The 24,970-nt window shown below is 54.6% G+C and carries 22 protein-coding genes and 2 tRNA genes; 20 read left to right on the top strand and 4 right to left on the bottom strand.

Annotation, left to right across the window (positions count from 1 at the left end; all coding sequences use genetic code 11):
- Nucleotides 1-88 precede the first annotated feature (88 nt).
- Nucleotides 89-994, top strand: coding sequence for a DMT family transporter (locus ACUVOF_RS16620; protein WP_447045403.1), 906 nt, complete (start codon nt 89-91; stop codon nt 992-994).
- On the opposite strand, the gene ACUVOF_RS16625 is transcribed toward ACUVOF_RS16620, so the two are convergent.
- From ACUVOF_RS16625 to ACUVOF_RS16635, 3 genes are read right to left on the bottom strand one after another with little or no spacing between them, the layout of a single operon-like run.
- Complete coding sequence (locus tag ACUVOF_RS16625; protein WP_447045404.1) at nt 991-1,740, bottom strand: ABC transporter ATP-binding protein; 750 nt, start codon at nt 1,738-1,740, stop codon at nt 991-993. The two genes, ACUVOF_RS16620 and ACUVOF_RS16625, sit on opposite strands and share 4 nt — an antisense overlap.
- Nucleotides 1,734-2,789 carry a FecCD family ABC transporter permease gene (locus tag ACUVOF_RS16630; protein ID WP_447045405.1) on the bottom strand — a complete coding sequence of 352 codons (1,056 nt, stop codon included), beginning with the start codon at nt 2,787-2,789 and terminating at the stop codon, nt 1,734-1,736. Before ACUVOF_RS16630 ends, ACUVOF_RS16625 begins: the two co-directional genes overlap by 7 nt.
- A gap of 4 nt (nt 2,790-2,793) precedes the next feature.
- Nucleotides 2,794-3,927, bottom strand: coding sequence for an ABC transporter substrate-binding protein (locus ACUVOF_RS16635; RefSeq protein ID WP_447045406.1), 1,134 nt, complete (start codon nt 3,925-3,927; stop codon nt 2,794-2,796).
- Nucleotides 3,928-4,198: 271 nt separating this feature from the next.
- Here ACUVOF_RS16635 and ACUVOF_RS16640 point away from each other — a divergent pair, with 271 nt between their 5' ends.
- The 5 genes from ACUVOF_RS16640 to greA all read left to right on the top strand — a co-directional run bounded on the left by ACUVOF_RS16640 (nt 4,199) and on the right by greA (nt 10,734).
- On the top strand, nt 4,199-4,480 hold the full coding sequence (locus ACUVOF_RS16640) for a DUF2218 domain-containing protein (protein WP_447045407.1): 282 nt from the start codon (nt 4,199-4,201) through the stop codon (nt 4,478-4,480).
- 119 nt (nt 4,481-4,599) lie between these two features.
- Entirely contained in the window at nt 4,600-5,406 is an 807-nt protein-coding gene (gene dapB, locus ACUVOF_RS16645; RefSeq protein ID WP_447045408.1) for a 4-hydroxy-tetrahydrodipicolinate reductase, read from the top strand.
- Between the two features lie 411 nt (nt 5,407-5,817).
- Nucleotides 5,818-6,963 (top strand): glutamine-hydrolyzing carbamoyl-phosphate synthase small subunit, encoded by a 1,146-nt coding sequence (gene carA / locus ACUVOF_RS16650; RefSeq protein WP_447045440.1) that lies wholly within the window; start codon nt 5,818-5,820, stop codon nt 6,961-6,963.
- A gap of 67 nt (nt 6,964-7,030) precedes the next feature.
- Complete coding sequence (carB, locus tag ACUVOF_RS16655; protein ID WP_447045409.1) at nt 7,031-10,261, top strand: carbamoyl-phosphate synthase large subunit; 3,231 nt, start codon at nt 7,031-7,033, stop codon at nt 10,259-10,261.
- Nucleotides 10,258-10,734 carry a transcription elongation factor GreA gene (gene greA, locus ACUVOF_RS16660; protein WP_113269745.1) on the top strand — a complete coding sequence of 159 codons (477 nt, stop codon included), beginning with the start codon at nt 10,258-10,260 and terminating at the stop codon, nt 10,732-10,734. Before carB ends, greA begins: the two co-directional genes overlap by 4 nt.
- A 96-nt stretch (nt 10,735-10,830) precedes the next feature.
- Here the strand turns inward: greA and yhbY are convergent, their stop codons facing one another.
- Entirely contained in the window at nt 10,831-11,157 is a 327-nt protein-coding gene (gene yhbY / locus ACUVOF_RS16665; RefSeq protein WP_113269879.1) for a ribosome assembly RNA-binding protein YhbY, read from the bottom strand.
- Between the two features lie 114 nt (nt 11,158-11,271).
- On the opposite strand from yhbY, the gene rlmE reads away from it, so the two are divergent.
- The 14 genes from rlmE (at nt 11,272) to rpsO (ending at nt 24,930) form a co-directional block, all read left to right on the top strand.
- On the top strand, nt 11,272-11,919 hold the full coding sequence (rlmE, locus tag ACUVOF_RS16670) for a 23S rRNA (uridine(2552)-2'-O)-methyltransferase RlmE (RefSeq protein ID WP_447045410.1): 648 nt from the start codon (nt 11,272-11,274) through the stop codon (nt 11,917-11,919).
- A 276-nt stretch (nt 11,920-12,195) separates the two neighbouring features.
- On the top strand, nt 12,196-14,229 hold the full coding sequence (ftsH, locus tag ACUVOF_RS16675) for an ATP-dependent zinc metalloprotease FtsH (protein WP_447045411.1): 2,034 nt from the start codon (nt 12,196-12,198) through the stop codon (nt 14,227-14,229).
- Between the two features lie 107 nt (nt 14,230-14,336).
- Complete coding sequence (gene folP, locus ACUVOF_RS16680) at nt 14,337-15,251, top strand: dihydropteroate synthase (RefSeq protein ID WP_447045412.1); 915 nt, start codon at nt 14,337-14,339, stop codon at nt 15,249-15,251.
- A complete protein-coding gene (gene glmM, locus ACUVOF_RS16685; RefSeq protein ID WP_447045413.1) occupies nt 15,248-16,597 on the top strand; it encodes a phosphoglucosamine mutase in 1,350 nt (449 codons plus the stop codon). Before folP ends, glmM begins: the two co-directional genes overlap by 4 nt.
- Nucleotides 16,598-16,691: 94 nt before the next feature.
- A complete protein-coding gene (gene tpiA / locus ACUVOF_RS16690) occupies nt 16,692-17,441 on the top strand; it encodes a triose-phosphate isomerase (RefSeq protein ID WP_447045414.1) in 750 nt (249 codons plus the stop codon).
- A 4-nt stretch (nt 17,442-17,445) separates the two neighbouring features.
- Nucleotides 17,446-17,805, top strand: a complete 360-nt coding sequence (secG, locus tag ACUVOF_RS16695; RefSeq protein WP_022520708.1) for a preprotein translocase subunit SecG — start codon at nt 17,446-17,448, stop codon at nt 17,803-17,805.
- 44 nt (nt 17,806-17,849) lie between these two features.
- Nucleotides 17,850-17,936, top strand: a tRNA-Leu gene (locus ACUVOF_RS16700).
- A 189-nt stretch (nt 17,937-18,125) separates the two neighbouring features.
- Nucleotides 18,126-18,202 (top strand) — tRNA-Met (locus ACUVOF_RS16705).
- A 325-nt stretch (nt 18,203-18,527) separates the two neighbouring features.
- Nucleotides 18,528-18,989, top strand: a complete 462-nt coding sequence (gene rimP, locus ACUVOF_RS16710; RefSeq protein ID WP_113269738.1) for a ribosome maturation factor RimP — start codon at nt 18,528-18,530, stop codon at nt 18,987-18,989.
- A gap of 72 nt (nt 18,990-19,061) precedes the next feature.
- The gene (gene nusA / locus ACUVOF_RS16715; protein ID WP_113269737.1) at nt 19,062-20,576 is read left to right on the top strand and encodes a transcription termination factor NusA; all 1,515 of its coding nucleotides are present in this window, start codon (nt 19,062-19,064) and stop codon (nt 20,574-20,576) included.
- Nucleotides 20,577-20,603: 27 nt separating this feature from the next.
- Nucleotides 20,604-23,183, top strand: coding sequence for a translation initiation factor IF-2 (gene infB, locus ACUVOF_RS16720; protein WP_447045415.1), 2,580 nt, complete (start codon nt 20,604-20,606; stop codon nt 23,181-23,183).
- A gap of 18 nt (nt 23,184-23,201) precedes the next feature.
- A complete protein-coding gene (gene rbfA / locus ACUVOF_RS16725) occupies nt 23,202-23,618 on the top strand; it encodes a 30S ribosome-binding factor RbfA (RefSeq protein ID WP_447045416.1) in 417 nt (138 codons plus the stop codon).
- Nucleotides 23,618-24,538, top strand: a complete 921-nt coding sequence (gene truB, locus ACUVOF_RS16730; protein ID WP_447045417.1) for a tRNA pseudouridine(55) synthase TruB — start codon at nt 23,618-23,620, stop codon at nt 24,536-24,538. Before rbfA ends, truB begins: the two co-directional genes overlap by 1 nt.
- Before the next feature lie 122 nt (nt 24,539-24,660).
- On the top strand, nt 24,661-24,930 hold the full coding sequence (gene rpsO, locus ACUVOF_RS16735) for a 30S ribosomal protein S15 (protein ID WP_007111823.1): 270 nt from the start codon (nt 24,661-24,663) through the stop codon (nt 24,928-24,930).
- Nucleotides 24,931-24,970: the final 40 nt, after the last annotated feature.

Raw genomic sequence — 24,970 nt, forward strand, 5'->3', positions numbered from 1 at the left:
TGAGATAATGGTTAGACGTTAGTTGTTTGTCTCAAAAAAAACCCTCGGTTCGCCGGGGGTTTTTGCTGTTTAGGGAATGCTGCGCGCAATGGATAACCTTCAGGAAAAGCCCACAAAGGGCATTTTGCTTCGGATACTGTCAGGTGCCCTGTTTACCGGCATGCTGGTGTGTATTAAAGCCGTCAGTGACGACGTGCCGGTGGGGCAGTCGGTGTTTTTTCGCTCGCTGTTTGCGCTGTTCCCGATCGTTATCTTTTTGATGATCCGTCGGGAGTTTCCTAAAGCGCTAGCCACCCGCCGTCCGCTGGGCCATTTATTGCGCTCAGGCCTGGGCGCGGCGGCGATGTTCTTCTCGTTTTCCGCCGTGGCGTTCTTGCCGGTGGCCGAGGCGACGCTGTTAGTCCAGCTGGCGCCGATCTTTATGGCGCTGGGCGGGGTGTTGCTATTAGGCGAGCGGTTCTCGTTTTATCGCGCGGGCGCCATTGTATTGGCGCTGGCCGGCATGGCGGTGCTGGTCGTCCCCAATCTTAATTCCGAAGCGGGCGATGGTCGGCTGCTGGGCTATGTATTGGGGACGTTCGGGGCGCTGCTCACCGCCGGGGCGCTACTCACCGTTCGGCGCATTTCGCGTACCGAGACCGCCGGCTCCATCGCGTTCTACTTTATTTTAGTGTCGTCGTTGGCTGGGCTTGCGACGTTGCCGCTGGGGTGGACCTCACTTAGCCACACCGAGTTTGGCCTGTTAGTGCTTTCAGGATTATTTGGCGGGGCGGGGCACATTGCCATGACGTTGGCGTTTCGCTACGCCGAAGTCTCGCGGCTGGCCCCCTTTGAGTATGTGGCGCTGGCCTGGCCTGTCGTCGCTGACTGGGTGCTTTTTGGTATTCCCGTTTCCAGCGGTTTCTTACTAGCGCTACCGCTAATGTTAAGTGGGGTAGCGCTAGCGGCGATGGAGGGGCGGCGGCTTAAGTTCAGGGCTAAGGCTAATGGCTAGATAGCCTCTTCGACAATAAGCTGAGGCCGGCCCTTAGAGCACGGCTCAATGCGGGCGGTGACTTTATACACCTGATGCAATAGCGCGGGCGTAATGACGTCTTCGGTGGGGCCGCAGGCAATCAGATGGCCGTTCTCTAATACCATCGAAGCATCGGTAAAGCGCAATGCGTGGCCTAAATCATGAAGCGCCACCAGGATTAGCATGTTGCGCTCATCCGCCAGCCGCCTCAGTACCGATAACAGGTTGATCTGGCGATTGAGGTCGAGCGCTGAGGTCGGTTCATCCAACATTAAAATCTCAGGCTCCTGCACCAGCGCCTGAGCTGCGCTGACAAGCTGACGTTGCCCGCCGCTCAGGTTGCCGAGGTCGCGTTCGCCTAGTGAGGTAATCGAAAGCTCAGCAAGCGCACGGTCAACCTGGGCCAGATCCTCTGGCTGCACTTTAAGGCTGCGACCCTGCATGCGCGCCAATAGCACTGACTCATAAACCGTTAGTACCGCTCTGGCGCCGGTGTCCTGGGGCATATAGGCCACCGGGCGCTCGACGCTGGTGCCGCTGATAATGACCTCCCCTTCGCCTTTCAGTAGGCCCAAAATACGTCGAAAAAGCGTCGATTTCCCGGCAGCGTTAGGGCCGAGTAAGGCCACAATTTGCCCGCCCTTAAAGGGAGGAGTAGTGATCTCTTGTAAAATGGCGCGGCGCCCATAACGCGCCGATACGCGGTTTAATTTCAGGGTTACCATGAGGCCTTCTTGTGGTTAAGCACGAGAAATAAGAAGAAGGGGATGCCCACCAGTGAAGTAATAATGCCAATGGGAATAATGGTGCCCGGGATAATAATTTTGGAAATCACCGAGCCCACCGACAGAATCAGCGCACCGCATAGGGCCGAGCCGGGTAAGAAGAAGCGTTGATCCTCGCCCAGTAAGATACGCGCAATATGCGGACCCACCAGGCCGATAAAACCAATCGTGCCCACAAACGCCACCGCGATAGCCGCGAGCAGCGACACTAGCACCAGCACTTCTAAGCGCAACGCGCGAGGATTGACACCCATGCTTTCTGCCTTGGCATCACCCAGGCGCATGGCGGTTAATGCCCACCCGTGGCGGGCAAGTAAAGGCATTACCGCAGTCAGTATCCCCAGAGCGATCCAGAACTTGGGCCAGGTCGCTTTAGTTAAGCTGCCCATAGTCCAGAACACGACTGCTGAGACGGCTTCCTGGCTGGCAAAAAACTGAATCAGCGCCATCAGCGAATTAAAGATAAACACCATCGCAATGCCGAGCAACACAATGGTTTCGACCGTGACGCCGCGCTTAAGGCTTAGTGCATGAATAAGAAACGCGGTGACCATTGCCATTAAAAAGGCATTGATGGGCACTACAAACTCAATGGCGGCAGGAATGATCGCTACGCCAAACGCCAGCCCCAGGGCTGCACCGAAGCTCGCGCCTGCAGAAATCCCCAGGGTAAAGGGGCTGGCTAATGGGTTGCTCAGTATAGTTTGCATTTGTGCGCCAGCCACCGACAGGCTGGCGCCCACCACGAGTGCCATCAGTGCCACCGGCATACGTATTTCCCAGAGAATTACCCGCGCCTGCTGGCTGACACTGTCTGGCGACAATAGCGTTGCGATCACCTCATTCAGACTATAGCGGGCCGGGCCCAGAGCTAAATCCACACAGAGGCTTAAAAACAGGGCCACCACCAGCGCCGCCAATATGATTTGGCGGCGAAAAACCTGGGTGCGATAAAAAGCGCGCCCCTGAGAGAGCTCTTGGGTGCTCATCGTTTTAATCGTCATTCAGCGTGACCCAATAGCCGGGTTCATAGTCAATGGGCAAGAAGCGCTCGTGCAGCTCTTCCATTGTGGCATCGGGGTCTAAGTCGACAAACAGCTCGGGGTGTAGCCACTTGGCCAGCTGTTGCACGGCCACGAAGTAGTAAGGGCTGTTGTAAAACTGGTGCCAAATAGCGTGGAAATTGCCTGATTCCACCGCTTCAATACCGGTCATCGCGGTCCGCTCGGTCAGCGCTTCAAGCTTAGCACGCGCGTTTTGCATATCTGACCCCGGCCCCACGCCAACCCAGTTGCCGCCTGGCACGTAGGCGTCCCAGTTGCCGCCGGTAACAACAACATGATCAGGATTGGCAGCAATAATCTGTTCAGGGTTCAAATTGCCGAAACTGTTCGGAATGATGCCCTCGGCAATATTGCTACCACCCGCAAGGGTGACATACTCGCCAAAGTTAGCAGGACCAAAGCTCATGCAGCACTCGTCGGAGTAGCCACCTGCACGATCAATAAATACGCTGGGGCGTTCTGGATTAGCCTCGGCGATCACATCGGTTACCCGTGCCAACTGCGTCTCGGCAAACTCAATGAACTCTTCGGCCGCGGCTTCATCGTCCATAATCTGGCCGATGATGCGCATGGAAGGAATCGTGTGCTCTAGCGGATCCTCACGAAAATCCACATAGATAATAGGGATGCCAAGTTGTGCCAACTTATCGTCGTAGGCAGCGTCTTCCGTGGCGGCTTTTGCCTCGATATTCATCAGCACGACGTCGGGGTTCAGCGAGGCGGCCTGCTCAACATCAAAGGTGCCATCCTTAAACCCACCAAAGGTAGATATTGATTCGATTTCCGGAAATCGCTCCAGATAACGGGCATAGTTATCAGGGTCTGCCTGAGAAAAATCTTCACGCCAACCGACCACATGAGCAAAAGGCGCTTCCGGTTCGAGCAACCCCAGCAGGTAAATTTGCCGCCCTTCACCTAAAATAACCCGCTCAGCAGGCGCGTCTAGAGTGACTTGGCGGCCTGCGATATCGGTGACGGTAATATCTCCAGCCATAACAGTGGTGCAGTAACCAAAAGTGATGAGTGTGCCAAGCAGGAGTTTTAAGCGATGAGAGTTGAGCATTTAATGACTCGTTGGTCGGTATGGTTAAACAATGGATTGGCGTCTCTTACGTACGAGGGCGACTTGTTCGCAGAGAGATGCAGTTGTTATTGTAACTGATTCGCGTTCTGTTTGTAGGGCAACATTATGCCCCTGTCTATTGAAATGATACGGGCTATCGAAATGATACGGGCATCCATGTGGCGGAGAATGCTCAGCGTTTTTTCATCCATAATGCTAATGTTTATGGACAACTTTAAGTTTGTGAGTCATCACATAATGGAGCAGTACTATGCCTTTATCCCGTGCAGAAATCGAAACCACGTCGGCTGAGCGGTTAATCAATCGTCTCTGTAAACACTGGGCGCATAAGCTTGAGGTTGAGCAAAACGACCAGCAAGCGACCATTAAGTTTGCTACCGGTACCTGCTTAATGGTTGCTGAGCCAGGCAAGTTAGTGGTGGCCCTCGAAACCCTTGAGGAGGAGCATTTGGATGAGCTTGAGGGGGTCGTTGAGCGACACCTGGTACGTATGGCCGGGGATGAAGAGCTGGCAATTGTGTGGGAGAACTAATCCCTTTCTCTTGGTAATAATAAAGAGAGCGTCGAAGGCGTTGGTGCGTCTGCTATAATCGCGGCAATTTTTGAAAAACATAAGTATTACGCACTGAAACGCAGAGCGCAGGAGTTCGCATGACCCGAATTGCCATTGTAGGTGTGGCTGGCCGCATGGGCCGTACGCTGGTAAATGCTGTAGAGCAAGATGCGGAGGCAACATTGGCGGGTGGCATCGTGGAGCCAGGTAGCTCCTTAGCCGGTGCTGACATTGGCGAGCTTGCCGGTGTGGGGAAGCGAGGCGTTGTCGCAGTCGATTCTCTAGCGTCGATTGCTGATGACTTTGATGTATTGATCGATTTCACTGCCCCGCAAGTCACCCTAGCCAATCTGGCGTTCTGCGCCGAGCACGGCAAGCGCATCGTGATTGGCACCACCGGCATGAGCGATGACGAGCTGAAGGTTCTGGATAGTTATCGTGATCGCGTGCCGCTGGTCTTTGCCCCTAATATGAGCGTCGGCGTTAATCTGACTCTGAAGCTGCTCCAAACCGCTGCCAAAGCGTTGGGCGATGAAGGCTACGATATTGAAGTAATTGAGTCCCACCATCGCCACAAAGTGGATTCACCTTCGGGTACGGCGATTAAAATGGGCGAAGTGATTGCAGAAAGCCTAGGGCGTAATCTAAAAGAGCACGGCGTGTTCGAGCGAGTAGGGCAGTGCGGCCCACGCACTGATAAAGAGATTGGCTTTGCCACCGTGCGGGCGGGCGATATCGTTGGCGAGCATACGGTGATGTTTGCTACCGAAGGCGAGCGTATTGAGATTACTCATAAAGCCTCCAGCCGAATGACCTTTGCCAAAGGGGCTGTGCGCGCGGCGCGCTGGGTCGCTGGTAAGGAGAATGGCCGTTATGATATGCAGGATGTGCTAGGTCTGGAGTGACGAGAGCTAGCTCAGCCCTCTCATGGCTATTGCTGGGTGAGTCCCGAAATTTAAGGGGTAGTCATAGAGTAATAAATCCTGTAACATTTCAAAAATTTTGGCCGGGTGGCTTAGAAGCTCTGACTTACAGACCTTAGACGGCGCGCTTGTTGCGTTGGCCAGCCCAAAGCCTGCCCCCGCGTTTGCTCTTATTAAGTTAATAAGCTAAGCGGCTCTGAAGGGCATAGAACAACAAGCGGGATGAAACCGATTTTTTTATCGGCTTCGTCCCGCTTTTTTACGGCCTCAGTTTTGATAATGAATAGTTTAATATTCTGAATATTCTGTGCCGTGAATCATGAAGAATTTGCTGAGCCTGCGCCCAACAGGCTCCCACCAGCATGGGAGGATCTTGTTTTGAATAACCCCGCATTGAGCAAACCCGCGATATTGGCCCTGGAAGATGGCAGCGTGTTCCACGGAATCGCTATTGGCGCGGAGGGAGTAACCAGCGGTGAGGTGGTGTTCAATACGGCCATGACCGGCTATCAAGAGATCCTCACTGACCTCTCCTATGTCCGCCAGATAGTAACGCTCACCTACCCCCATATCGGCAATACCGGTATTAATGCAGAAGATGTGGAGTCAGCCTCTATCGCCGTCGCGGGTTTAGTGATTCGCGATCTGCCGCTAATGGCCAGTAGCTTTCGCTCTGAACAATCGCTGTCGGACTATCTGGAAAGTCAGAATGTGCTGGGCATTGCCGATATTGACACTCGCCGCCTGACACGCATTTTGCGCGATAAAGGCGCGCAAAACGGTGCGATTTTGGCGGGCGCTGATGCTGAAGGCGAGGAGGCGGTCGCGCGGGCGCTGGAAGCCGCCAGGGCATTCCCAGGGCTGAAGGGGATGGATCTCGCCAAAGAGGTCTCCTGTAAAGAAGCGTATGAGTGGAGCGAAGGCGAATGGACCTTGGGTGAAGGCTACGCCGATACCACTCAGCAAGAACGCCCTTACCACGTGGTCGCGTACGACTATGGCGTGAAATTTAACATCCTGCGCATGCTGGCTGCGCGCGGCTGCCGCTTGACGGTGGTGCCAGCACAAACGCCCGCTGACGAGGTGCTGGCGATGAAGCCTGATGGTATTTTACTAGCCAACGGCCCAGGCGACCCAGAGCCCTGTGATTACGCCATCAAAGCGATCCAGGACGTGCTGAAAACTGATATTCCAATGTTTGGTATCTGCCTAGGTCACCAGTTGTTGGCGCTTGCGGCAGGGGCGAAGACAGTCAAAATGAACCTCGGTCACCACGGTGCCAACCACCCGGTGCAGGATCTCGATACTGGCGCAGTGATGATTACCAGCCAAAACCATGGCTTTGCGGCGGATGAGGCGACCCTGCCTGCGAACGTGCGCGCAACGCACCGTTCGCTGTTCGATGGCACTTTACAAGGGATTGAGCTGACTGACCGACCGGCATTCAGCTTTCAGGGCCACCCGGAAGCGAGCCCCGGTCCGCGCGATGTGGCGCCGCTGTTTGATCGCTTCGTGGCCATGATGCAGGCACGCCGCTAACGCGCTCCTCGCATCAACCTATCGCCTTATTTGTCGCTCATCGTCACCATTTTTTGCGGGAACCGTTATGCCTAAGCGTACCGACATCAATAGTATTTTGATCATTGGCGCTGGCCCGATTGTGATCGGCCAGGCCTGCGAATTCGACTACTCCGGCGCCCAGGCGTGTAAAGCGCTGCGCGAGGAGGGCTTCCGGGTTATTTTGGTTAACTCTAACCCAGCCACCATCATGACCGACCCGGCCATGGCGGATGCTACTTACATCGAGCCGATTACCTGGCAGGCGGTCGAGAAAATCATCGAAGCTGAGCGCCCCGATGCGATTCTGCCCACCATGGGTGGCCAGACGGCGCTGAACTGTGCCCTTGAACTTGAAAAGCATGGCGTGCTGGAGAAGTTCGGCGTTGAGATGATCGGTGCCAACGCCGATGCGATTAACATGGCTGAAGACCGCGATCTGTTCGATCAGGCCATGAAGCGCATTGGTTTGGAGTGCCCGAAAGCGAAAGTGGCGCACACCATGGAAGAAGCGTGGGAAATTCAGGCTGAGCTGGGCTTCCCGACCATTATTCGTCCTTCCTACACCATGGGCGGCTCCGGCGGCGGCGTGGCGTACAACAAGGAAGAGTTCGAAGAGATCTGTACGCGCGGGTTCGAGCTTTCCAACAACCACGAGCTGCTCATTGACGAGTCGCTGCTGGGTTGGAAAGAGTACGAGATGGAAGTGGTGCGTGATAAAAACGACAACTGCATCATCGTCTGCGCGATTGAGAACTTCGATCCCATGGGCGTGCACACCGGTGACTCTATCACTGTGGCCCCGGCGCAAACACTGACTGATAAAGAGTATCAGATCATGCGTGATGCCAGCCTCGCGGTACTGCGCGAGATTGGCGTAGAGACCGGTGGCTCCAATGTCCAGTTTGGTATGGACCCCAAGACCGGGCGCCTGGTGGTGATTGAAATGAATCCGCGGGTGTCGCGCTCCTCGGCGCTGGCCTCGAAGGCGACCGGTTTCCCGATTGCCAAGATCGCGGCCAAGTTGGCGGTTGGCTACACCCTGGATGAGCTGCAAAACGATATTACCGGTGGGCGTACGCCGGCATCGTTTGAGCCATCCATCGACTACGTGGTTACCAAGATACCGCGGTTCACCTTCGAGAAGTTTCCTCAGGCCAATGACCGTCTGACCACGCAGATGAAGTCAGTGGGTGAAGTAATGGCGATTGGCCGTACTTTCCAAGAATCGCTGCAGAAAGCGCTGCGCGGGCTGGAAACCGGTAACGATGGTCTTGATCCGATCATTACCGACTTCTCAGCGGATAATATGGCGATTATCCAGGGCGAGCTACAGGCCGCTGGCGCCGAGCGTATTTTCTACGTGGCAGATGCCATGCGTTCCGGCATGAGCGTTGATGACGTGTTTGCGCTGACCAATATCGACCCTTGGTTCCTGGTCCAGCTGGAAGATTTAGTACTGACTGAAAGCGCCGTTGCCAAGCGAACACTGAGCGATTTTTCCGCCCGTGAGCTTTACCAGCTCAAGCGCAAAGGCTTTGGCGATGCACGCTTGGCCAAGCTGCTCAATGTCAGCGAAAAAGAATTCCGTCAAACGCGTCAGGCCGCCGGCATTCGCCCGGTCTATAAGCGTGTCGACACTTGCGCCGCTGAGTTTGCTACGGACACGGCCTACATGTACTCCACTTATGAAGAGGAGTGCGAGGCGGATGTGTCTGATCGCCAGAAAATTATGGTACTGGGCGGTGGCCCCAACCGTATCGGCCAAGGGATCGAGTTTGACTACTGCTGTGTTCACGCTGCTTTCGCTATGCGTGATGACGGCTATGAAACCATCATGGTTAACTGTAATCCGGAAACGGTTTCTACCGATTACGACACCTCTGACCGCCTCTACTTTGAGCCGGTGACGCTGGAAGACGTGCTCGAAATCGCCGATAAAGAGAAGCCGGTAGGGATGATTGTTCAGTTCGGCGGCCAAACGCCGCTGAAACTGGCGCGTGAGCTTGAAGCCGCTGGCGTGCCGATTATCGGCACCACGCCGGATGCCATCGACCGCGCCGAAGACCGTGAACGCTTCCAGGTAATGATCGATAAACTGGGCCTGAAGCAGCCGCCCAATGCCACGGCGCGTAGCTTTGCCGAAGCCTTCGATAAGGCGGAAGCGATTGGTTATCCGCTCGTGGTTCGCCCCAGCTACGTACTGGGTGGTCGGGCGATGGAGATCGTCTACGACGCCTCCGAGCTAGAAAATTACATGACCCACGCGGTGAAAGTGTCCAACGACTCGCCAGTGCTGCTTGATCACTTTCTGAGTGCCGCGGTTGAGATCGATATTGATGCGGTGTCGGATGGCCAGCAAGTCGTGATCGGCGGCATCATGCAGCACGTAGAGCAAGCGGGCGTTCACTCCGGTGATTCCGCCTGTGCGCTGCCGCCTTACTCCCTGCCGGCCGAGGTGCAGGACGAAATGCGCCAGCAGGTGAAGCAGATGGCCGTTGAGTTGGGCGTGAAAGGTTTAATGAACGTGCAGCTTGCCTGGCAGGATGGCGAGATCTACGTGATTGAGGTGAACCCACGCGCCTCGCGTACCGTGCCCTTTGTGTCCAAGTGCATCGGCACCTCGCTTGCTCAGATCGCGGCGCGTTGCATGGCGGGTAAAACCCTGGCTGAACAGGGCTTTGAGCGCGAAATCGTGCCGCACTTCTATAGTGTTAAAGAGGCCGTTTTCCCGTTTAATAAATTCCCCGGTGTCGACCCGATTCTGTCGCCGGAAATGAAGTCCACCGGTGAAGTGATGGGCTCTGGCGACACCTTTGCAGAGGCCTTCTTCAAGGCGCAGTTGGGGGCAGGCGAGGCCATTCCTGGGCTGACCGGGGAGCGTAAAGCGTTCCTTTCTGTACGTGAGCCCGACAAGACGGGGATTATCGAAGTGGGGCGTTCTCTGTTAGCATTAGGCTTTACGCTATGTGCAACACGAGGAACTGCGGCTGCTTTGGAAGCTGCCGGGCTAGCCGTGGAGCACGTCAATAAAGTTTACGAAGGTCGTCCCCATATCGTCGATCTGCTCAAGAACGACGAAATCGCCTACATTGTGAATACTACCGAAGGTCGCCAGGCAATTAATGACTCTTCGGTCATTCGCCGTACTGCTCTCTCGCGCAAGGTGCCCTATGCGACCACCTTGGCGGGCGCTAATGCTGTTTGCATGGCGCTTGAGTACGGTAGGGAGATTACGGTGCGGCGCCTTCAGGATCTGCATGCAGGAGCAAGTCAATGAACAAGGTCCCGATGACAGTTGCGGGAGAAAGAAGCCTTCGTGAAGAACTCGACCACCTTAAAAGCGAAGCGCGTCCGCAGGTGATCGCGGCCATCGCTGAAGCGCGCGAGCACGGTGATCTTAAAGAGAACGCCGAGTATCACGCTGCTCGCGAGCAGCAAGGGTTTATCGAAGGGCGTATTCAGGAGATCGAGAGTAAGCTTTCTGTCGCACAAGTGATTGATGTCACTAAACTGCCGAAAACCGGCAAAGTGATTTTTGGTGTGACCGTATCGCTGCTTAATTTAGATACTGATGCCGAAGTCACTTATCGAATCGTCGGCGAAGATGAGGCGAATATTAAGTCTGGTCGCATCTCGGTCACCTCGCCAATTGCTCGTGCGTTGATCGGCAAAGAAGAAGGCGATGTTGTCGTGGTTAAAACACCCGGCGGCGACGTGGAGTATGAAGTAGGTAGTGTCGAGCACTTGTGATGAAAAATGCCCTTTCAATGGACGTTGGTTAGGTCGCTTGAAGGGGCATTTGATGGCAGCGGCATATTCGCTAAAAGAGAACTTACAAGCTAGCGGTTAATGCCGGCCGTGGTGATTCTCAAAGCGAGTAACATTAGAAAGCTTCGGGTTCACCTGTGGGTTCCGGCGATAAAGAAGCGCCATTTTGCCAATGGTTTGCACGAGTTCTGCGCGGCTGTTGGCGATCAGTTCGGCGATCATGGCAGCACGATCATCACGCTCAGGAAGGGCGAGCTTCACTTTGATCAGTTCGTGATCGGTAAGTGCGCGGTTAAGTTCTGCGAGCAAATTTTCGGAGACGCCGTTCTCAGAAACGGTGACCACGGGGTTAAGGTGGTGGCCAATGCTACGAAATGCTTTCTTTTGTGCCTGTGACAAGCTCATGGTATCTTGCGGTATCCCGGTTAGCGCATAACGCTCCATCTTACGGTGAAACGTCACCGAGTGAAAGCGATCGCGTGAATGCGCCCATCTCTTATTCTAGTGTTAGATTCCCACATGCAGCAAAAGCCCCCGAACCGTAAACATTCAGTCAGCAAGACCAGTAATAATTGGAAGAAGGAGCATTTTGACGACCAGTATGTTAAGCAGAGTTGGCAAGATGGTTACCGCTCCCGCGCCAGCTATAAGCTGATTGAGCTGGATGAAAAGGATAAGCTACTGCGTCCTGGCATGACGGTGATTGATTTGGGCGCAGCGCCCGGTGGCTGGAGCCAAATTGCCGCTGAGAAGGTAGGGCCGGAAGGGGTGGTTATTGCTTCTGATATTCTGGAGATGGATGCGCTAGCTGGCGTCGATTTTATTCAAGGCGATTTTACCGAAGAATCGGTGCTGGAGGCGATATTAAAACGCTTGGATAATCGCCGTGTAGACCTTGTGATGTCGGATATGGCCCCCAATATGAGTGGTATGGCGGCGATTGATCAGCCTCAGGCGATGTACTTGGTGGAGCTAGCGTTGGAGCTGGCGCGCGAAACGTTGTCACCTGGTGGTCGATTTTTGGCTAAAGTATTCCAAGGGGAAGGATTTGACGCCTACTTAAAAGAGCTGCGCGGCAGCTTTAATAAAGTGGTAACGCGCAAGCCAGATGCATCTCGAGCGCGTTCCCGTGAAGTGTATTTTCTGGCAGAAGGGTTTCGTGGGTAACTATCGGTGTGGTTCGATAATTGCTCTTGGGGTTCGGTATTGGACGTATGGTTCATAGCCAAGTTTTATCAGCGCAATTGCCAGACAGGCAGGCGCAACGTGTGTCACATTAGCCGCAATCAGCGCACGTGACACAGATGGCCCGAGGCATAAGACGCTTTGGCAATGGTTGAACGATTGATGCTGGTGTAGTGTCGTAGTACTAAGCTTATTAGTATCAGGCTTTATTAAGCATCAGCGTTTAACTGACGGATTCTTGTTAATGAGGGTAGCCCCTTGAACGATATGGCGAAGAACCTGATTCTGTGGTTGGTCATCGCGGCCGTCCTACTGACAGTGTTCAATAATTTCAGTACGGAAAGCGCACCTCAAAACACGAACTACTCTCAGTTTGTGCAGCAGGTGCAAAATCAGCAGGTAAGAAGCGTGACAATTGATGGTTATACCATCAGGGGTGAGCGCACAGATGGCTCTCAGTTCCAGACGATCCGCCCAGCGGCGGAAGATCCGAAGCTGATGGATGATCTGCTGAGCAATGACGTGACGGTCGTCGGTAAGGAGCCAGAACAGCAAAGTATCTGGACGCGCCTGCTGATCGCTAGCTTCCCGATTTTGCTGATTTTGGGCATCTTTATGTTCTTTATGCGCCAAATGCAGGGCGGAGCCGGCGGTGGTAAAGGCGGCCCCATGAGCTTTGGTAAATCGAAGGCTAAGCTGCTCTCACAAGATCAGATCAAGACGACGTTTGCCGATGTGGCTGGTTGTGATGAAGCCAAGGAAGAAGTAGAAGAGCTAGTCGACTTCCTGCGTGACCCGACCAAGTTCCAGCGTCTAGGCGGCATGATTCCCCGCGGCGTGCTGATGGTGGGGCCGCCGGGTACCGGTAAAACGCTGCTGGCCAAATCGATTGCTGGCGAAGCCAAAGTGCCGTTCTTCTCCATTTCGGGTTCTGACTTCGTTGAAATGTTCGTCGGTGTCGGTGCATCCCGTGTGCGTGATATGTTCGAGCAGGCCAAGAAGCAGGCGCCGTGCATTATCTTTATCGACGAGATTGATGCCGTGGGCCGTTCGCGTGGCACCGGTATGGGCGGCGGTAACGATGAGCGCGAGCAGACGTTGAACCAGCTGCTGGTCGAAATGGATGGTTTTGAAGCTAACGAAGGCATCATTGTCATTGCGGCGACCAACCGTCCTGACGTGCTTGACCCCGCCTTGATGCGTCCTGGCCGTTTTGACCGCCAGGTAACCGTTGGCTTGCCGGATATTCGTGGCCGCGAACATATCCTTGGTGTTCATCTACGTAAAGTGCCGCTGGCAGATGACGTCAAACCGCAGTTGATCGCGCGTGGCACCCCAGGTTTCTCCGGGGCAGATTTGGCTAACTTGGTGAACGAGGCTGCATTGTTTGCCGCGCGTCGTAACAAGCGTTTGGTTAGCATGGAGGAGCTGGAGCTTGCTAAGGACAAGATCATGATGGGCGCTGAGCGCAAGTCGATGGTCATGACCGACAAAGAGAAGCTCAATACCGCTTATCATGAATCGGGCCATGCGATTATCGGTTTGGTTGTGCCTTCGCACGACCCCGTCTACAAGGTGACCATTATCCCTCGTGGACGTGCGCTCGGCGTGACGATGTTCCTGCCCGAAGAAGATCGCTATAGCCTGTCGCGCCAGCAAATTCTTGGGCAAATCTGCTCGCTGTTTGGTGGCCGTATTGCTGAAGAGATGACGTTGGGGCCGAACGGTGTTACTACCGGCGCTTCTAACGATATCAAGCGTGCTACTGAGCTTGCCCACAACATGGTCGCTAAGTGGGGCTTGTCGGATGAGATGGGCCCGATCATGTACGACGAGGACGAGTCGCATCAGTTCCTCGGCGGTCCGGGTCAGGGTGGCGGCAAAATGAAATCCGGTGACACCACGACGCGTCTTGATAAAGAAGTACGTAAGATTATTGATGATTGTTATGAGCAGGCACGTCAGATTCTGACGGACAATCGCGATAAGCTAGACGCCATGGCAGAAGCCTTGATGAAATACGAGACCATCGATGCCAATCAGTTGAAGGACATCATGGAAGGGCGTGAGCCGCGGCCGCCTGAAGGCTGGGATGACGGTGATTCATCTGGCGGTGGTACGCCGATCAACGATGATAAGCCAAAAGCTAAGGCCGAAGACGATATTTCTTCTAATGCTTCTGGAAATGATGCTTCTGGAGATGATGCTTCTGGAGATGATGGTGAAGAAGAGGATGATGACGAACCGCGTCGTCGCCCCTCCGATCCGCTAGGCGGCCCTGCAGGCTCATAAGCCCCAGCAGCCCCCCTATGCGCCGAAGGCGTCCCGTCATGGGGCGCCTTTTTTGTTATGCTATACACCTATCACTGCAATGTTTCTTTTCTTGACCAGGCTGCAGCATGAAATCACTTCTGGACACCTCTTCTACCCGAAACACTGAAAATGCTTTCCAGCTGCGTTGTGGGCGCCATTTGCTGGATCTATCCTTTCCCCGTGTCATGGGCATACTTAACGTAACGCCGGACTCCTTCTCAGATGGCGGGCAGCACGTGGCGTTAGATGACGCATTGCGTCATGCCGAGCGAATGTTGGCGGAAGGCGCGGCGATAATTGATGTGGGGGGGGAATCTACCCGTCCTGGCGCTGTCCCTGTCAGCCCACAGGAAGAGTTGGATCGGGTTGCTCCGGTGGTGGAAATCCTGGTGCGCGAGTTGGATGCGTTGGTATCGGTGGATACCAGCTGCCCAACCGTTATTCGCGAGGCGAGTGAATTGGGCGCTGGGATGATCAACGATGTGCGTGCATTAGAGAGGGAAGGTGCATTGCTGGCAGCGGTTGGTAGTGGTCTGCCGGTTTGCTTAATGCATCGCCAGGGTGAGCCCCAGGATATGCAGCAGGCGCCCGCTTATGCGCGTCCAGTAGAGGAGGAAGTGGCTGACTATCTGACACGCCGAATCGCCGAGTGCGAAGCGGCTGGCCTGCGCCGTAATCGACTATTAATTGACCCTGGCTTTGGTTTCGGTAAGCGCGTTGAGCACAATCTACGCTTGTTGAAATATATGGAGACTCTTCAGTCGCTGGAGCTTCCTCTGCTGGTGGGTATGTCGCGCAAGAGTATGATTGGAAAAGTATTGGGCCGTCCGGTGGAAGAACGTCTCTCCGGTGGCTTGGCGCTAGCGGCCATGGCGGTGGAGCGTGGAGCGAATATTCTGCGTGTACATGATGTCGCTGCAACGGTAGATGCCGTTAATATGACGTGGGCGGTATTACAAGAAGGATGCGAGCCGCCGCTTAACAAGGAGTCTGACGCATGACAAGGCGCTATTTTGGTACCGATGGTATCCGTGGCACGGTGGGGGAATCGCCCATTACGGCTGATTTTATGCTCAAGTTAGGCTGGGCGGCGGGGCAAGTATTGCGCCGTGATAAAGGTCGAACGCGGGTGCTGATCGGCAAAGATACGCGTATCTCAGGCTACATGTTCGAGTCCGCTCTGGAAGCCGGGCTTTCAGCGGCAGGTGTCGATGTCTCTCTGTTGGGGCCGATGCCCACGCCGGGTATCGCCTACTTAACGCGCACGTTCCGTGCCGACGCGGGTATTGTTATCTCCGCTTCGCACAATCCCTTCGATGACAATGGCATCAAATTTTTCTCCGCAGAGGGTAAAAAGCTACCCGATGAAACGGAAGATCGTATTGAAGCCATGCTGGAAGCGCCGCTGACCACAGCCGAGGCCGCGCAGCTGGGTAAGGCAACGCGCATCGACGACGCCGCAGGCCGTTACATCGAGTTTTGTAAATCGACCTTGCCTGACCGGCTTAGCCTGCACGGCCTTAAAATCGTTTTAGACTGTGCTCACGGTGCCACTTACCATATCGCGCCCAATGTGTTCCGCGAGCTGGGGGCTGATGTTACCACCATTGGCTCTGCACCTGATGGGTTAAACATTAACCAGCAGGTGGGCTCAACGCACCCCGCGGCTCTACGCGCTGCCGTTATTCAGCAAAATGCGGATTTGGGGATCGCCTTTGATGGGGATGGCGACCGCGTGCTGCTGGTAGATGGCGACGGGCGCGAAGTCGACGGCGACGATATTCTCTACCTGATTGCCCGTGATCGCCACGAGCGTGGTTTGCTTCAAGGTGGCGTAGTAGGCACCTTGATGACTAATTTTGGCCTATCAATGGCGCTTGATAAGTTGGGTATCCCTTTTGAGAGGGCTAAGGTGGGCGACCGCTTTGTGATGGAGCGCATGGCCGCCAAGGGTTGGGAGTTGGGTGGTGAGTCGTCAGGTCATATTGTATGCGGCCATGTACAAACCACGGGCGATGGGGTCGTCTCGGCCCTGCAGGTATTAGCCCTGATGATGCGCGAGCAAAAGAGCCTACCAACATTGCTGAAAGCATTGGAAAAAGTGCCGCAAGCTCTTGTCAATGTGCGTTTACCTGCTGGTGCAAATGCGAGCGATGTAATGGGGTCTGCACCGCTTCAGCAAGCGGTTGCCGCGTTAGAGCAAGAGTTAGGCGATGAGGGGCGTGTGTTGCTAAGACCGTCGGGCACAGAACCTTTAATTCGTGTGATGGTAGAAGGACGTGCTCATTTGGAGGTAGACCAGTTGGCGCGTACCTTGGCTGATCAGGTGCAGGCCTTGCTCAGCTAACGTGTCCAATAAACCGGGTCTGTGCTTGTAACAGCGGTTGTCTTGACAAGGCCGCTCCTATACCATTTCGCTCCACCTTGAGTGAGGAAAGTCGATGCGTACGCCCTTAATTGCCGGCAACTGGAAAATGAACGGTTCCGTGGCGTTGATCAATGAATTCGGCCGGGCCTTCTCCGAAGCCGTATCGCCAACGAAAGTGGATACCGTTATCATTCCGCCGTTCCCTTATTTGGATGCGGCGCGTAATGCGTTCGAGGGCACGGTGCTGTCATTGGGTGCGCAGACGCTGAACCCCATTCATTCAGGAGCTCATACCGGGGAAGTAAGTGGTCGCATGCTCAAAGAGTTTGCGGTCTCTTATGTATTGGTTGGGCATTCAGAGCGGCGTCAGCTTTATAAAGAGAGTGATGAGCAGATATTTGCACGACTGCTAGCGGCATTAAGCGTGGATATCACGCCGATTCTCTGTGTCGGGGAGTCACTGGAGGAGCGGGACGCGGGGCGCACGATGGATGTGGTGCTTCGCCAAGTAGGGTATGTAATGTCTCGCCTGGAGCCGGGCCAGCGCAAACAGGTGGTGATTGCCTATGAGCCCGTTTGGGCGATTGGTACTGGGCGCACGGCGACGCCTGATCAAGCCCAAGAGGTCATGGCCGGTATTCGTGCCTACCAAGCGGGTTTTGATAAGGAGCTCGCTGATCAACTGCGGTTGCTTTACGGTGGCAGTATGAATGCAAGCAATGCGGTTGAGCTACTCGCTCAGCCGGATATCGACGGCGGTCTAGTGGGCGGAGCCTCACTTAAGATCGATGATTTTTATGCTATTTGTCAGTCAGCAGGATAACGCCATGCAAGTTGCAATTCTTATGATTCATGTGGTGATTGCGGTCGCCCTGGTGGTACTCATCCTGCTTCAGCAGGGTAAAGGCGCTGAAGCCGGTGCTGCTTTTGGGGGCGGTGCATCACAAACCGTGTTTGGCTCACGGGGTAGCGGTAACTTTCTGTCGCGCACGACGGCCATTTTAGCGGCGGGTTTCTTCGTTACTTCCATGGCGTTGGCTTACTTCGCGACTCAAGCCGGACAGGCGCCGGAAGCCGGCATCCCAGACTCGCGTCTGATCGAGCAGCAGCAGAGTGTTCCGACGCTTGACGATAGGCCTGCGGATGTGGATAATACCGCGCCAGTGCTAGAGGAAAGCAGCGAGTAAGTAGTTGATGATTCGGTCGCTGTTATTTTTTAGTCTCCCCTGATGCCGAAGTGGTGGAATTGGTAGACACGCTATCTTGAGGGGGTAGTGACCGTATGGTCGTGCGGGTTCAAGTCCCGCCTTCGGCACCATCTGTTTTGCTGGTTCGCCAGCTTCCCAGAATGTTTTTATTGTCAGAATGCCAGGTTTGGTTTTTAGGCGAAAAAAACAGCTTTAAGTACGTGCTATTGAAATTAGTAATCCTTGAAATAAGCAGTTCTTGAAGCAAGTAGTTCTTGACGTAAGGGGCTTAAGTGTCTATTATCGTCGACCTAGATTGATGCGGGGTGGAGCAGTCTGGTAGCTCGTCGGGCTCATAACCCGAAGGTCATCGGTTCAAATCCGGTCCCCGCTACCATTTTCTAGTGCCATGTTCGTCAGCTGTTTTCTCTATTTGTGTAGATTGAAAATAGCGGCTATCAGGTTAATCCTGGGGCATGTTGCTGAAACGGTACTTAAGGTTTCTTTTAAAAAGCCCCTTCCAGTGAAGGGGCTTTTTGTTAGCAGCTTTTGGTTAGCTATAGCGCTGGGCTAACGCCCGCTTGACGCTGACACGAGTAATCTTAATAGCGGATGCGTCCGTATGAATGGATGCACATTTCCGAGTAACGCCAATCAGCCACCTAGCTTTTCTAATAACTCCTGGCCAGGTGCCTGATGCAACGGCTATAGGAGCTTTGTCTGTGGCCACTAAACACGCTGCGCTTCACGCGCTGATTGAACCTGTTGTTGCCGCTATGGGCTTTGAGCTTTGGGGCATCGACCATCTTTCCCAGGGCAAGAATTCGCGGCTGGTGATCTATATTGAGCGCGAGAGTGGTGTCAGCGTGGAAGACTGCGCAGATATTAGCCGCCAAGTCAGTGCTGTCATGGATGTAGAAGACCCCATTGCCGGTGAGTACCGGTTGGAAGTCTCCTCGCCCGGCATGGCACGCCCCTTGTACTCCCTGGATCAGTTTGCCCGCTTTCAAGGTCATCACGTCGCGCTAAAGCTGCGCACTGCCTTTGACGGGCGGCGCAAGTATCAAGGGCTTTTGGTCGGTGTTGAAGGGGACGAAATACTCCTACAACTGGATGGCGAAGAGTACTGCTTTCCTATAGAAAGTATTGATTCCGCTCACATTGTACCGCAGTTCGACGATTAACCGGGTAGCGGCGCTGCCGGCAGGCTGCCGGGGTGATGCACATAAGGATAGGTTTTCTGGCGAGGCATACGCATGAGTAAAGAAATTTTAATGGTCGTTGACGCGATCTCCAATGAGAAGGGCGTCCCTCGTGACGTCATCTTCGAAGCGGTAGAAGCCGCTCTTGCGAGTGCGTCACGTAAGCGTTTTGAAAAAGAAGAAGCCAATGTGCGCGTGCATATTGACCGGCGTACCGGTGAATACGAAACCTTCCGCTTTTGGACCGTTGTGGAAGATGACGAATTCGAAACGCCAGATTACGAGATTAAAGAAAGCATTGCAGAGCAGCGCGATCCGCCGCTGAAACTGGGTGATGTGGTCGAGAAAAGCATCGAGAACGCTGCATTTGGCCGTATTGCGGCGCAAACTGCTAAGCAGGTTATCGTACAAAAGGTACGCGAAGCTGAGCGGGCAGAAGTCGTTCGCCAATATGCCGACCGTGAAGGCGAGCTGGTCGCAGGGATTGTTAAAAAGACCACTCGCGATGGCCTGATCATTGACCTGGGTGAAAACGCTGAAGCGTTTTTACCGCGCAACGAAATGATTCACGGTGAACGTTACCGCATGAATGAGCGGGTGCGCGCCCTGTTGGTTAAAGTGGACCCAGATGCTCGCGGCGCCCAGCTTCAGCTATCACGGACATGCCCCGAGCTGATCATTGAGCTGTTTAAAATTGAAGTGCCTGAAATTGCTGAGCAGTTAATTGAGATTAAAGGTGCTGCGCGTGACCCCGGTTCGCGCGCCAAAATTGCAGTTAAGACCAATGATCGCCGCATTGATCCTGTTGGTGCGTGTGTGGGTATGCGTGGTTCGCGTGTTCAAGCAGTCTCTTCCGAGCTGCAAAACGAACGCGTCGATATCGTGCTGTGGGACGACAATCCCGCCCAGTTGGTCATCAATGCCATGGCGCCTGCCGATGTAGGGTCTATTCTAGTGGACGAAGATGCCCACGCGATGGATGTGGCGGTTGCTCAGGATAACCTTGCTCAAGCCATCGGTCGGAGCGGTCAGAACGTGCGGCTGGCTTCTGAACTCACCGGCTGGCGAATTAATGTCATGACCGAAGAGGAAGCTGAGTCTAAGCGCGACCAAGAGATTGATAGCCTGGTGGACTCCTTTATCCAGCACCTTGAAGTGGATGAGGATGTCGCCCGCCTGTTGGTAGAAGAAGGGTTCACAACCCTAGAAGAAGTCGCCTACGTGCCGCTGGAAGAGATGCTCGAAATCGAAGAGTTCGATGAAGATTTGGTAGAAGAACTCCGTGCACGAGCGAAAGATGAACTGCTAACGATGGCAATCGCCTCGGAAGAAGCGCTAGACGGCGCCCAGCCAGCAGCTGATCTGCTGGAGATGGATGGCATGGAGCGTCACTTGGCCTTCATCCTGGCCAGTCGCGGCATTGTCACCATGGAAGATCTCGCCGAGCAGTCTGTCGACGATCTGGTCGATATCGAGGAGTTGGACGAAGCGCGCGCAGCGGCACTGATCATGACTGCCCGTGCGCCCTGGTTTGAAGTCGATGACGCATCGGGTTCGAACACACAGTAAACAGGTCACGGGCTGAGGAGGGTCACTATGTCAGATATGACAGTTAAAGATTTCGCAGTAAAGGTGGGCCGTGATGTGCCTCGCCTACTAGAGCAAATGAAAGAAGCCGGTTTAAAGCACGCTTCTGAAAGCGATGCCGTGTCTGAAGAAGATAAGCAGAAACTGCTGAGTTTCCTCAAGAAGAGTCACGGTGGTAGCGATACAGGCGATGCAGGTAAAAACCGCATTACCCTGACGCGCAAAACCCGTAGCCGCATCAATACTGGCGAGCGCGGCAAAACCATCGAAGTGCAGGTACGTAAAAAGAAAACTTACGTCAAAAGCGCTGAAAATGAGAAGCCAAAGGCGCCAGAGCCGAGCTATACAGGCCCACGCCAGTTGGTCGGTGATATGGCTGAAGCGGAAGCTGAGCGTAAGGTAAGCGATGCGCGTGCCGCTGAAGAAAAAGCCGCTGCGCAGAAGGCTCAGGCAGCTAAAGCCGCTGAAGAGGCTGCTAGCAAGAAAGAAGCCGCCGCTAAGAAGCCAGCTGAAACCAAGCCGAAAACTGAAAAAGCGCCAGCAACGCCCGATATCGACGTGCCCAATCTTGAGATTGACGACACGCCGTCCGGCGACGATATGCCGCCAGCGCCGCCGAAAGAAGGTCGCTCTGACCGTCGTACCGCTCCGCCTAAGAAAACGGCGGCGAAAGCCAAAGGGCGGCGTGACGATGAAGATCGTGGTGATCGTGAGGAGCGTAAACGCGGTGGCGGTGGTAAGAAGGTAAAACGTGCCGAGCAGCGTCGTGGTGGTCGCCGTGGTGGCAGCCAGGCCGGCAATGGCAAGCACGCCTTCCAGAAGCCGACCCAGCCGATCGTGCGTGAAGTGTCGATCCCTGAGTCTATCAGCGTGGCTGAATTGGCCGACAAGATGTCGATCAAGGCCAACGAAGTGATCAAGGCCATGTTTAACATGGGCGCGGCGGTCACCATCAACCAAACCATCGATCAGGATACAGCAGCGATCGTGGTGGAAGAGATGGGCCACACGCCGAAGTTGGTGAAAGATGACGCGCTGGAAACGGAAATGCTCGAAGGCATCTCCTACGAAGGCGAAGAGATCACCCGTTCACCCGTTGTTACGGTAATGGGCCACGTCGACCATGGTAAAACGTCGCTGCTGGATTACATCCGTAAAGCGAAAGTGGCGACCGGTGAAGCCGGGGGTATTACCCAGCACATTGGCGCGTACCACGTGGAAGATAACCACGGTGGCGTTACCTTCCTGGATACCCCAGGTCACGCGGCGTTTACCGCCATGCGTGCCCGCGGTGCCAAGGCAACGGACGTGGTCATTCTCGTTGTCGCAGCGGATGACGGCGTGATGCCACAAACCATCGAAGCGATTGAGCACTCCAAAGCCGCTGAAGTACCTATGGTAGTGGCGGTGAACAAGATCGATAAGCAGGGCATCGATCTGGATCGCATCAAAAACGAGCTTTCCCAGCACGGCGTGATTTCGGAAGAGTGGGGCGGTGATACGCAGTTTGTTCACGTCTCTGCTAAAACCGGTGAAGGTATGGAAGAGCTGCTGGAAGCGATCCAGCTGGCCTCCGAAGTACTCGAGCTTAAGGCTGTTCCTTCTGCGCCGGGTAAAGGTGTGGTGGTGGAATCACGTCTTGATAAAGGGCGTGGTCCGGTCGCTACGGTACTGGTTCAGAACGGCACGCTGAAAAAGGGTGATATCGTCCTGGCTGGCCTGCACTACGGCCGCGTACGTGCGTTGACCAACGAGCTTGCCCAGCAAGTCGATGAAGTTGGCCCGGCCATGCCGGTCGAGATTCAAGGCTTGGGCGGCACGCCAGATGCCGGTGATGACTTCATGGTCGTGGCCGACGAGAAGAAAGCCCGTGAAGTGGCTAACTTCCGTCAAGGCAAATACCGCGAAGTGCGCCTGGCGCGTCAGCAGAAGGCCAAACTGGAAAACATGTTCAGCCAGATGGGCCAAGACGAAGTGGCCAAGGTCAACATCGTCCTCAAGGCCGACGTTCAAGGTTCTCTGGAAGCGATCAAAGGCGCCCTGGAAGAACTCTCCACTGATGAAGTCGAAGTGGCTGTGGTCTCCTCGGGTGTGGGCGGTATTACCGGTACCGATGCCAACTTGGCGCTGGCTTCTGAAGCCATCGTGGTCGGCTTTAACGTCCGTGCTGACGCCGCTGCTCGCGAGATCATCGAGCGTGAAGGCCTGGATCTGCGCTACTACAGCGTTATCTACCAGCTGATCGACGAGGTCAAGCAGGCGATGAGCGGTATGCTCGCGCCGGAGTGGAAAGAAGAAATTGTCGGTGTTGCTGAAGTACGCGATGTCTTCCGTGCGCCGAAAATTGGTGCCATCGCCGGTTGTATGGTCATCGAAGGCAATGTGCATCGTAATAAGAAAATCCGCGTGCTGCGTGATGACGTGGTGATCTACGAAGGCGAGCTCGAATCGCTGCGCCGCTTCAAAGACGATGTGCAGGAAGTGCGCAACGGTATGGAGTGTGGTATCGGCGTGAAGAACTACAACGATGTTCAAGTCGGTGACAAGATCGAAGTCTTCGACCAAGTGAAGGTCGAGCGTAGCCTGTAAGGCTGCGAGGAGCTAAACATGCGCGAATTTAAGCGTACCGACCGGGTGGCCGACCAGCTCCAAAAGGAGCTGGCGGTACTGATTCAACGAGAAGTGAAAGACCCTCGTTTAGGCATGGTCACGGTCAGCGGTGTTACCGTTAGTCGCGACCTTGGCTACTCCGATGTGTATGTCACTTTGTTGGGTGAGCAAGAGCCTGAGCGTATTAAAGAGAACCTGCAGGTGCTTAAGCGCGCTGCCGGTTTTCTAAGAAGCCAGATTGCTAAGCGCATTAAGCTACGCCACGTGCCGGAACTACGCTTCCATTTCGATGAAAGTGTGGTGCGCGGTCAGCAACTTTCTTCATTGATAGATGAAGCGGTGACCACGGATCGTGCACGTTATCAAGACAGTGACCAAGACGCCGACGACCAGGAAAGTGAGGAAACTCGCTAGTGGCGCGTCAACGTCGTGGCTTGCCGGTCAATGGAGTATTGCTGCTGGACAAGCCCAAAGGGCTTTCCAGCAACCATGCCTTGCAACGTGTTCGTCGGCTGTTCCAGGCTCAAAAAGCCGGGCACACCGGCACATTAGACCCGATGGCAACCGGTTTATTACCGATTTGCCTAGGGGAAGCGACCAAGTTTTCATCGCACTTGCTGGAAGCCGACAAGGTGTATCGCACCCGGGTTGAGCTGGGTGTGATCACCGATACCGGCGATGCGGAAGGTACGATTATTGAGCAGCATGCGGTTCCTAGCCTAAGCGTCGATGACGTGGAAGCTGTACTCACTCGTTTTCGTGGTGAAATTGACCAAGTGCCGCCGATGTATTCGGCCTTAAAACATCAGGGCAAAAAACTCTACGAGTTAGCTCGCGAAGGTAAGCAGGTAGAGCGTGCAGCACGGCGAGTAAGCGTGTATGATGCGCGCCTGCTTTCATTTGATGGCACTGCTTTCGAGCTGGAAGTAAGCTGCAGCAAAGGCACCTACATCCGCACGTTAGCCGAAGATATTGGTCTGGCACTTGGTTGTGGCGCGCACATCAGTCAGTTAAGAAGGCTCAAAACGGGTCCTTTTTTAGCCGACGCGATGTGGACGCTAGAGGCCTTGGAAGCATTGGCCGACCAAGCGGCACTGGAAGCTGAGCTCATGCCCGTGGATGTGCTGGTGGATCATTTACCGTTACTGACGGTAGACGACACCGCCCATTCTCGTTTGGCCCATGGCCAGCCCGCTGCTCTCGAAACCGGCGCATTAGCTCCGGACGAAGTAGCCCGACTTTATTACGCCGAGACGTTTATCGGCCTTGGCGTAGTGAAAGGTGCTCAGGAAGTGGCGCCTAAGCGACTGTTAAGTACCGTCGCTATCTCGTAAGCAGCGTTGCAAGGATGCAGCCGTGTGCGAGAAAATCGCTAGTAGAAAGTAGTAGCTTGAGACTGCAAATATGCGTGGTCTCACCCATTCATTTTTAGGCATATTGCTTACTGGAGAGACAGATGGCTTTAACCGCTGAGAAGAAGGCCGAGATCGTTACTGAATACGGCCGCGGCGACAACGATACCGGTTCCCCTGAAGTGCAGGTTGCACTGCTGAGTGCCAATATCAATGGCCTGCAGGACCACTTCAAGACCAACAAGCAGGATCACCACTCTCGTCGTGGTCTGATCCGTATGGTTAACCAGCGTCGTAAGCTGCTGGATTACCTAAAGCGCAAAGATTTCGAACGCTATCAGTCTCTGATTCAGCGTTTAGGTCTGCGCCGCTAAGTTTAACGGCAACGATCAGAAACGGGCAGCTCCCAAGGAG

The sequence above is a fragment of the Vreelandella sp. H-I2 genome (assembly GCF_052959335.1).

Bases quoted from the DNA above. Each gene is read 5' to 3' on its own strand.
- secG (WP_022520708.1), top strand. From the start codon at position 17,446: ATGCAAGTTGCAATTCTTATGATTCATGTGGTGATTGCGGTCGCCCTG.
- ACUVOF_RS16625 (WP_447045404.1), bottom strand. From the start codon at position 1,740: ATGGTAACCCTGAAATTAAACCGCGTATCGGCGCGTTATGGGCGCCGC.
- yhbY (WP_113269879.1), bottom strand. From the start codon at position 11,157: ATGAGCTTGTCACAGGCACAAAAGAAAGCATTTCGTAGCATTGGCCAC.
- folP (WP_447045412.1), top strand. From the start codon at position 14,337: ATGAAATCACTTCTGGACACCTCTTCTACCCGAAACACTGAAAATGCT.
- dapB (WP_447045408.1), top strand. From the start codon at position 4,600: ATGACCCGAATTGCCATTGTAGGTGTGGCTGGCCGCATGGGCCGTACG.
- nusA (WP_113269737.1), top strand. From the start codon at position 19,062: ATGAGTAAAGAAATTTTAATGGTCGTTGACGCGATCTCCAATGAGAAG.
- rbfA (WP_447045416.1), top strand. From the start codon at position 23,202: ATGCGCGAATTTAAGCGTACCGACCGGGTGGCCGACCAGCTCCAAAAG.
- greA (WP_113269745.1), top strand. From the start codon at position 10,258: ATGAACAAGGTCCCGATGACAGTTGCGGGAGAAAGAAGCCTTCGTGAA.
- infB (WP_447045415.1), top strand. From the start codon at position 20,604: ATGTCAGATATGACAGTTAAAGATTTCGCAGTAAAGGTGGGCCGTGAT.
- ACUVOF_RS16620 (WP_447045403.1), top strand. From the start codon at position 89: ATGGATAACCTTCAGGAAAAGCCCACAAAGGGCATTTTGCTTCGGATA.
- rlmE (WP_447045410.1), top strand. From the start codon at position 11,272: ATGCAGCAAAAGCCCCCGAACCGTAAACATTCAGTCAGCAAGACCAGT.
- glmM (WP_447045413.1), top strand. From the start codon at position 15,248: ATGACAAGGCGCTATTTTGGTACCGATGGTATCCGTGGCACGGTGGGG.
- ACUVOF_RS16640 (WP_447045407.1), top strand. From the start codon at position 4,199: ATGCCTTTATCCCGTGCAGAAATCGAAACCACGTCGGCTGAGCGGTTA.
- tpiA (WP_447045414.1), top strand. From the start codon at position 16,692: ATGCGTACGCCCTTAATTGCCGGCAACTGGAAAATGAACGGTTCCGTG.
- ACUVOF_RS16635 (WP_447045406.1), bottom strand. From the start codon at position 3,927: ATGCTCAACTCTCATCGCTTAAAACTCCTGCTTGGCACACTCATCACT.
- ACUVOF_RS16630 (WP_447045405.1), bottom strand. From the start codon at position 2,789: ATGAGCACCCAAGAGCTCTCTCAGGGGCGCGCTTTTTATCGCACCCAG.
- carB (WP_447045409.1), top strand. From the start codon at position 7,031: ATGCCTAAGCGTACCGACATCAATAGTATTTTGATCATTGGCGCTGGC.
- rpsO (WP_007111823.1), top strand. From the start codon at position 24,661: ATGGCTTTAACCGCTGAGAAGAAGGCCGAGATCGTTACTGAATACGGC.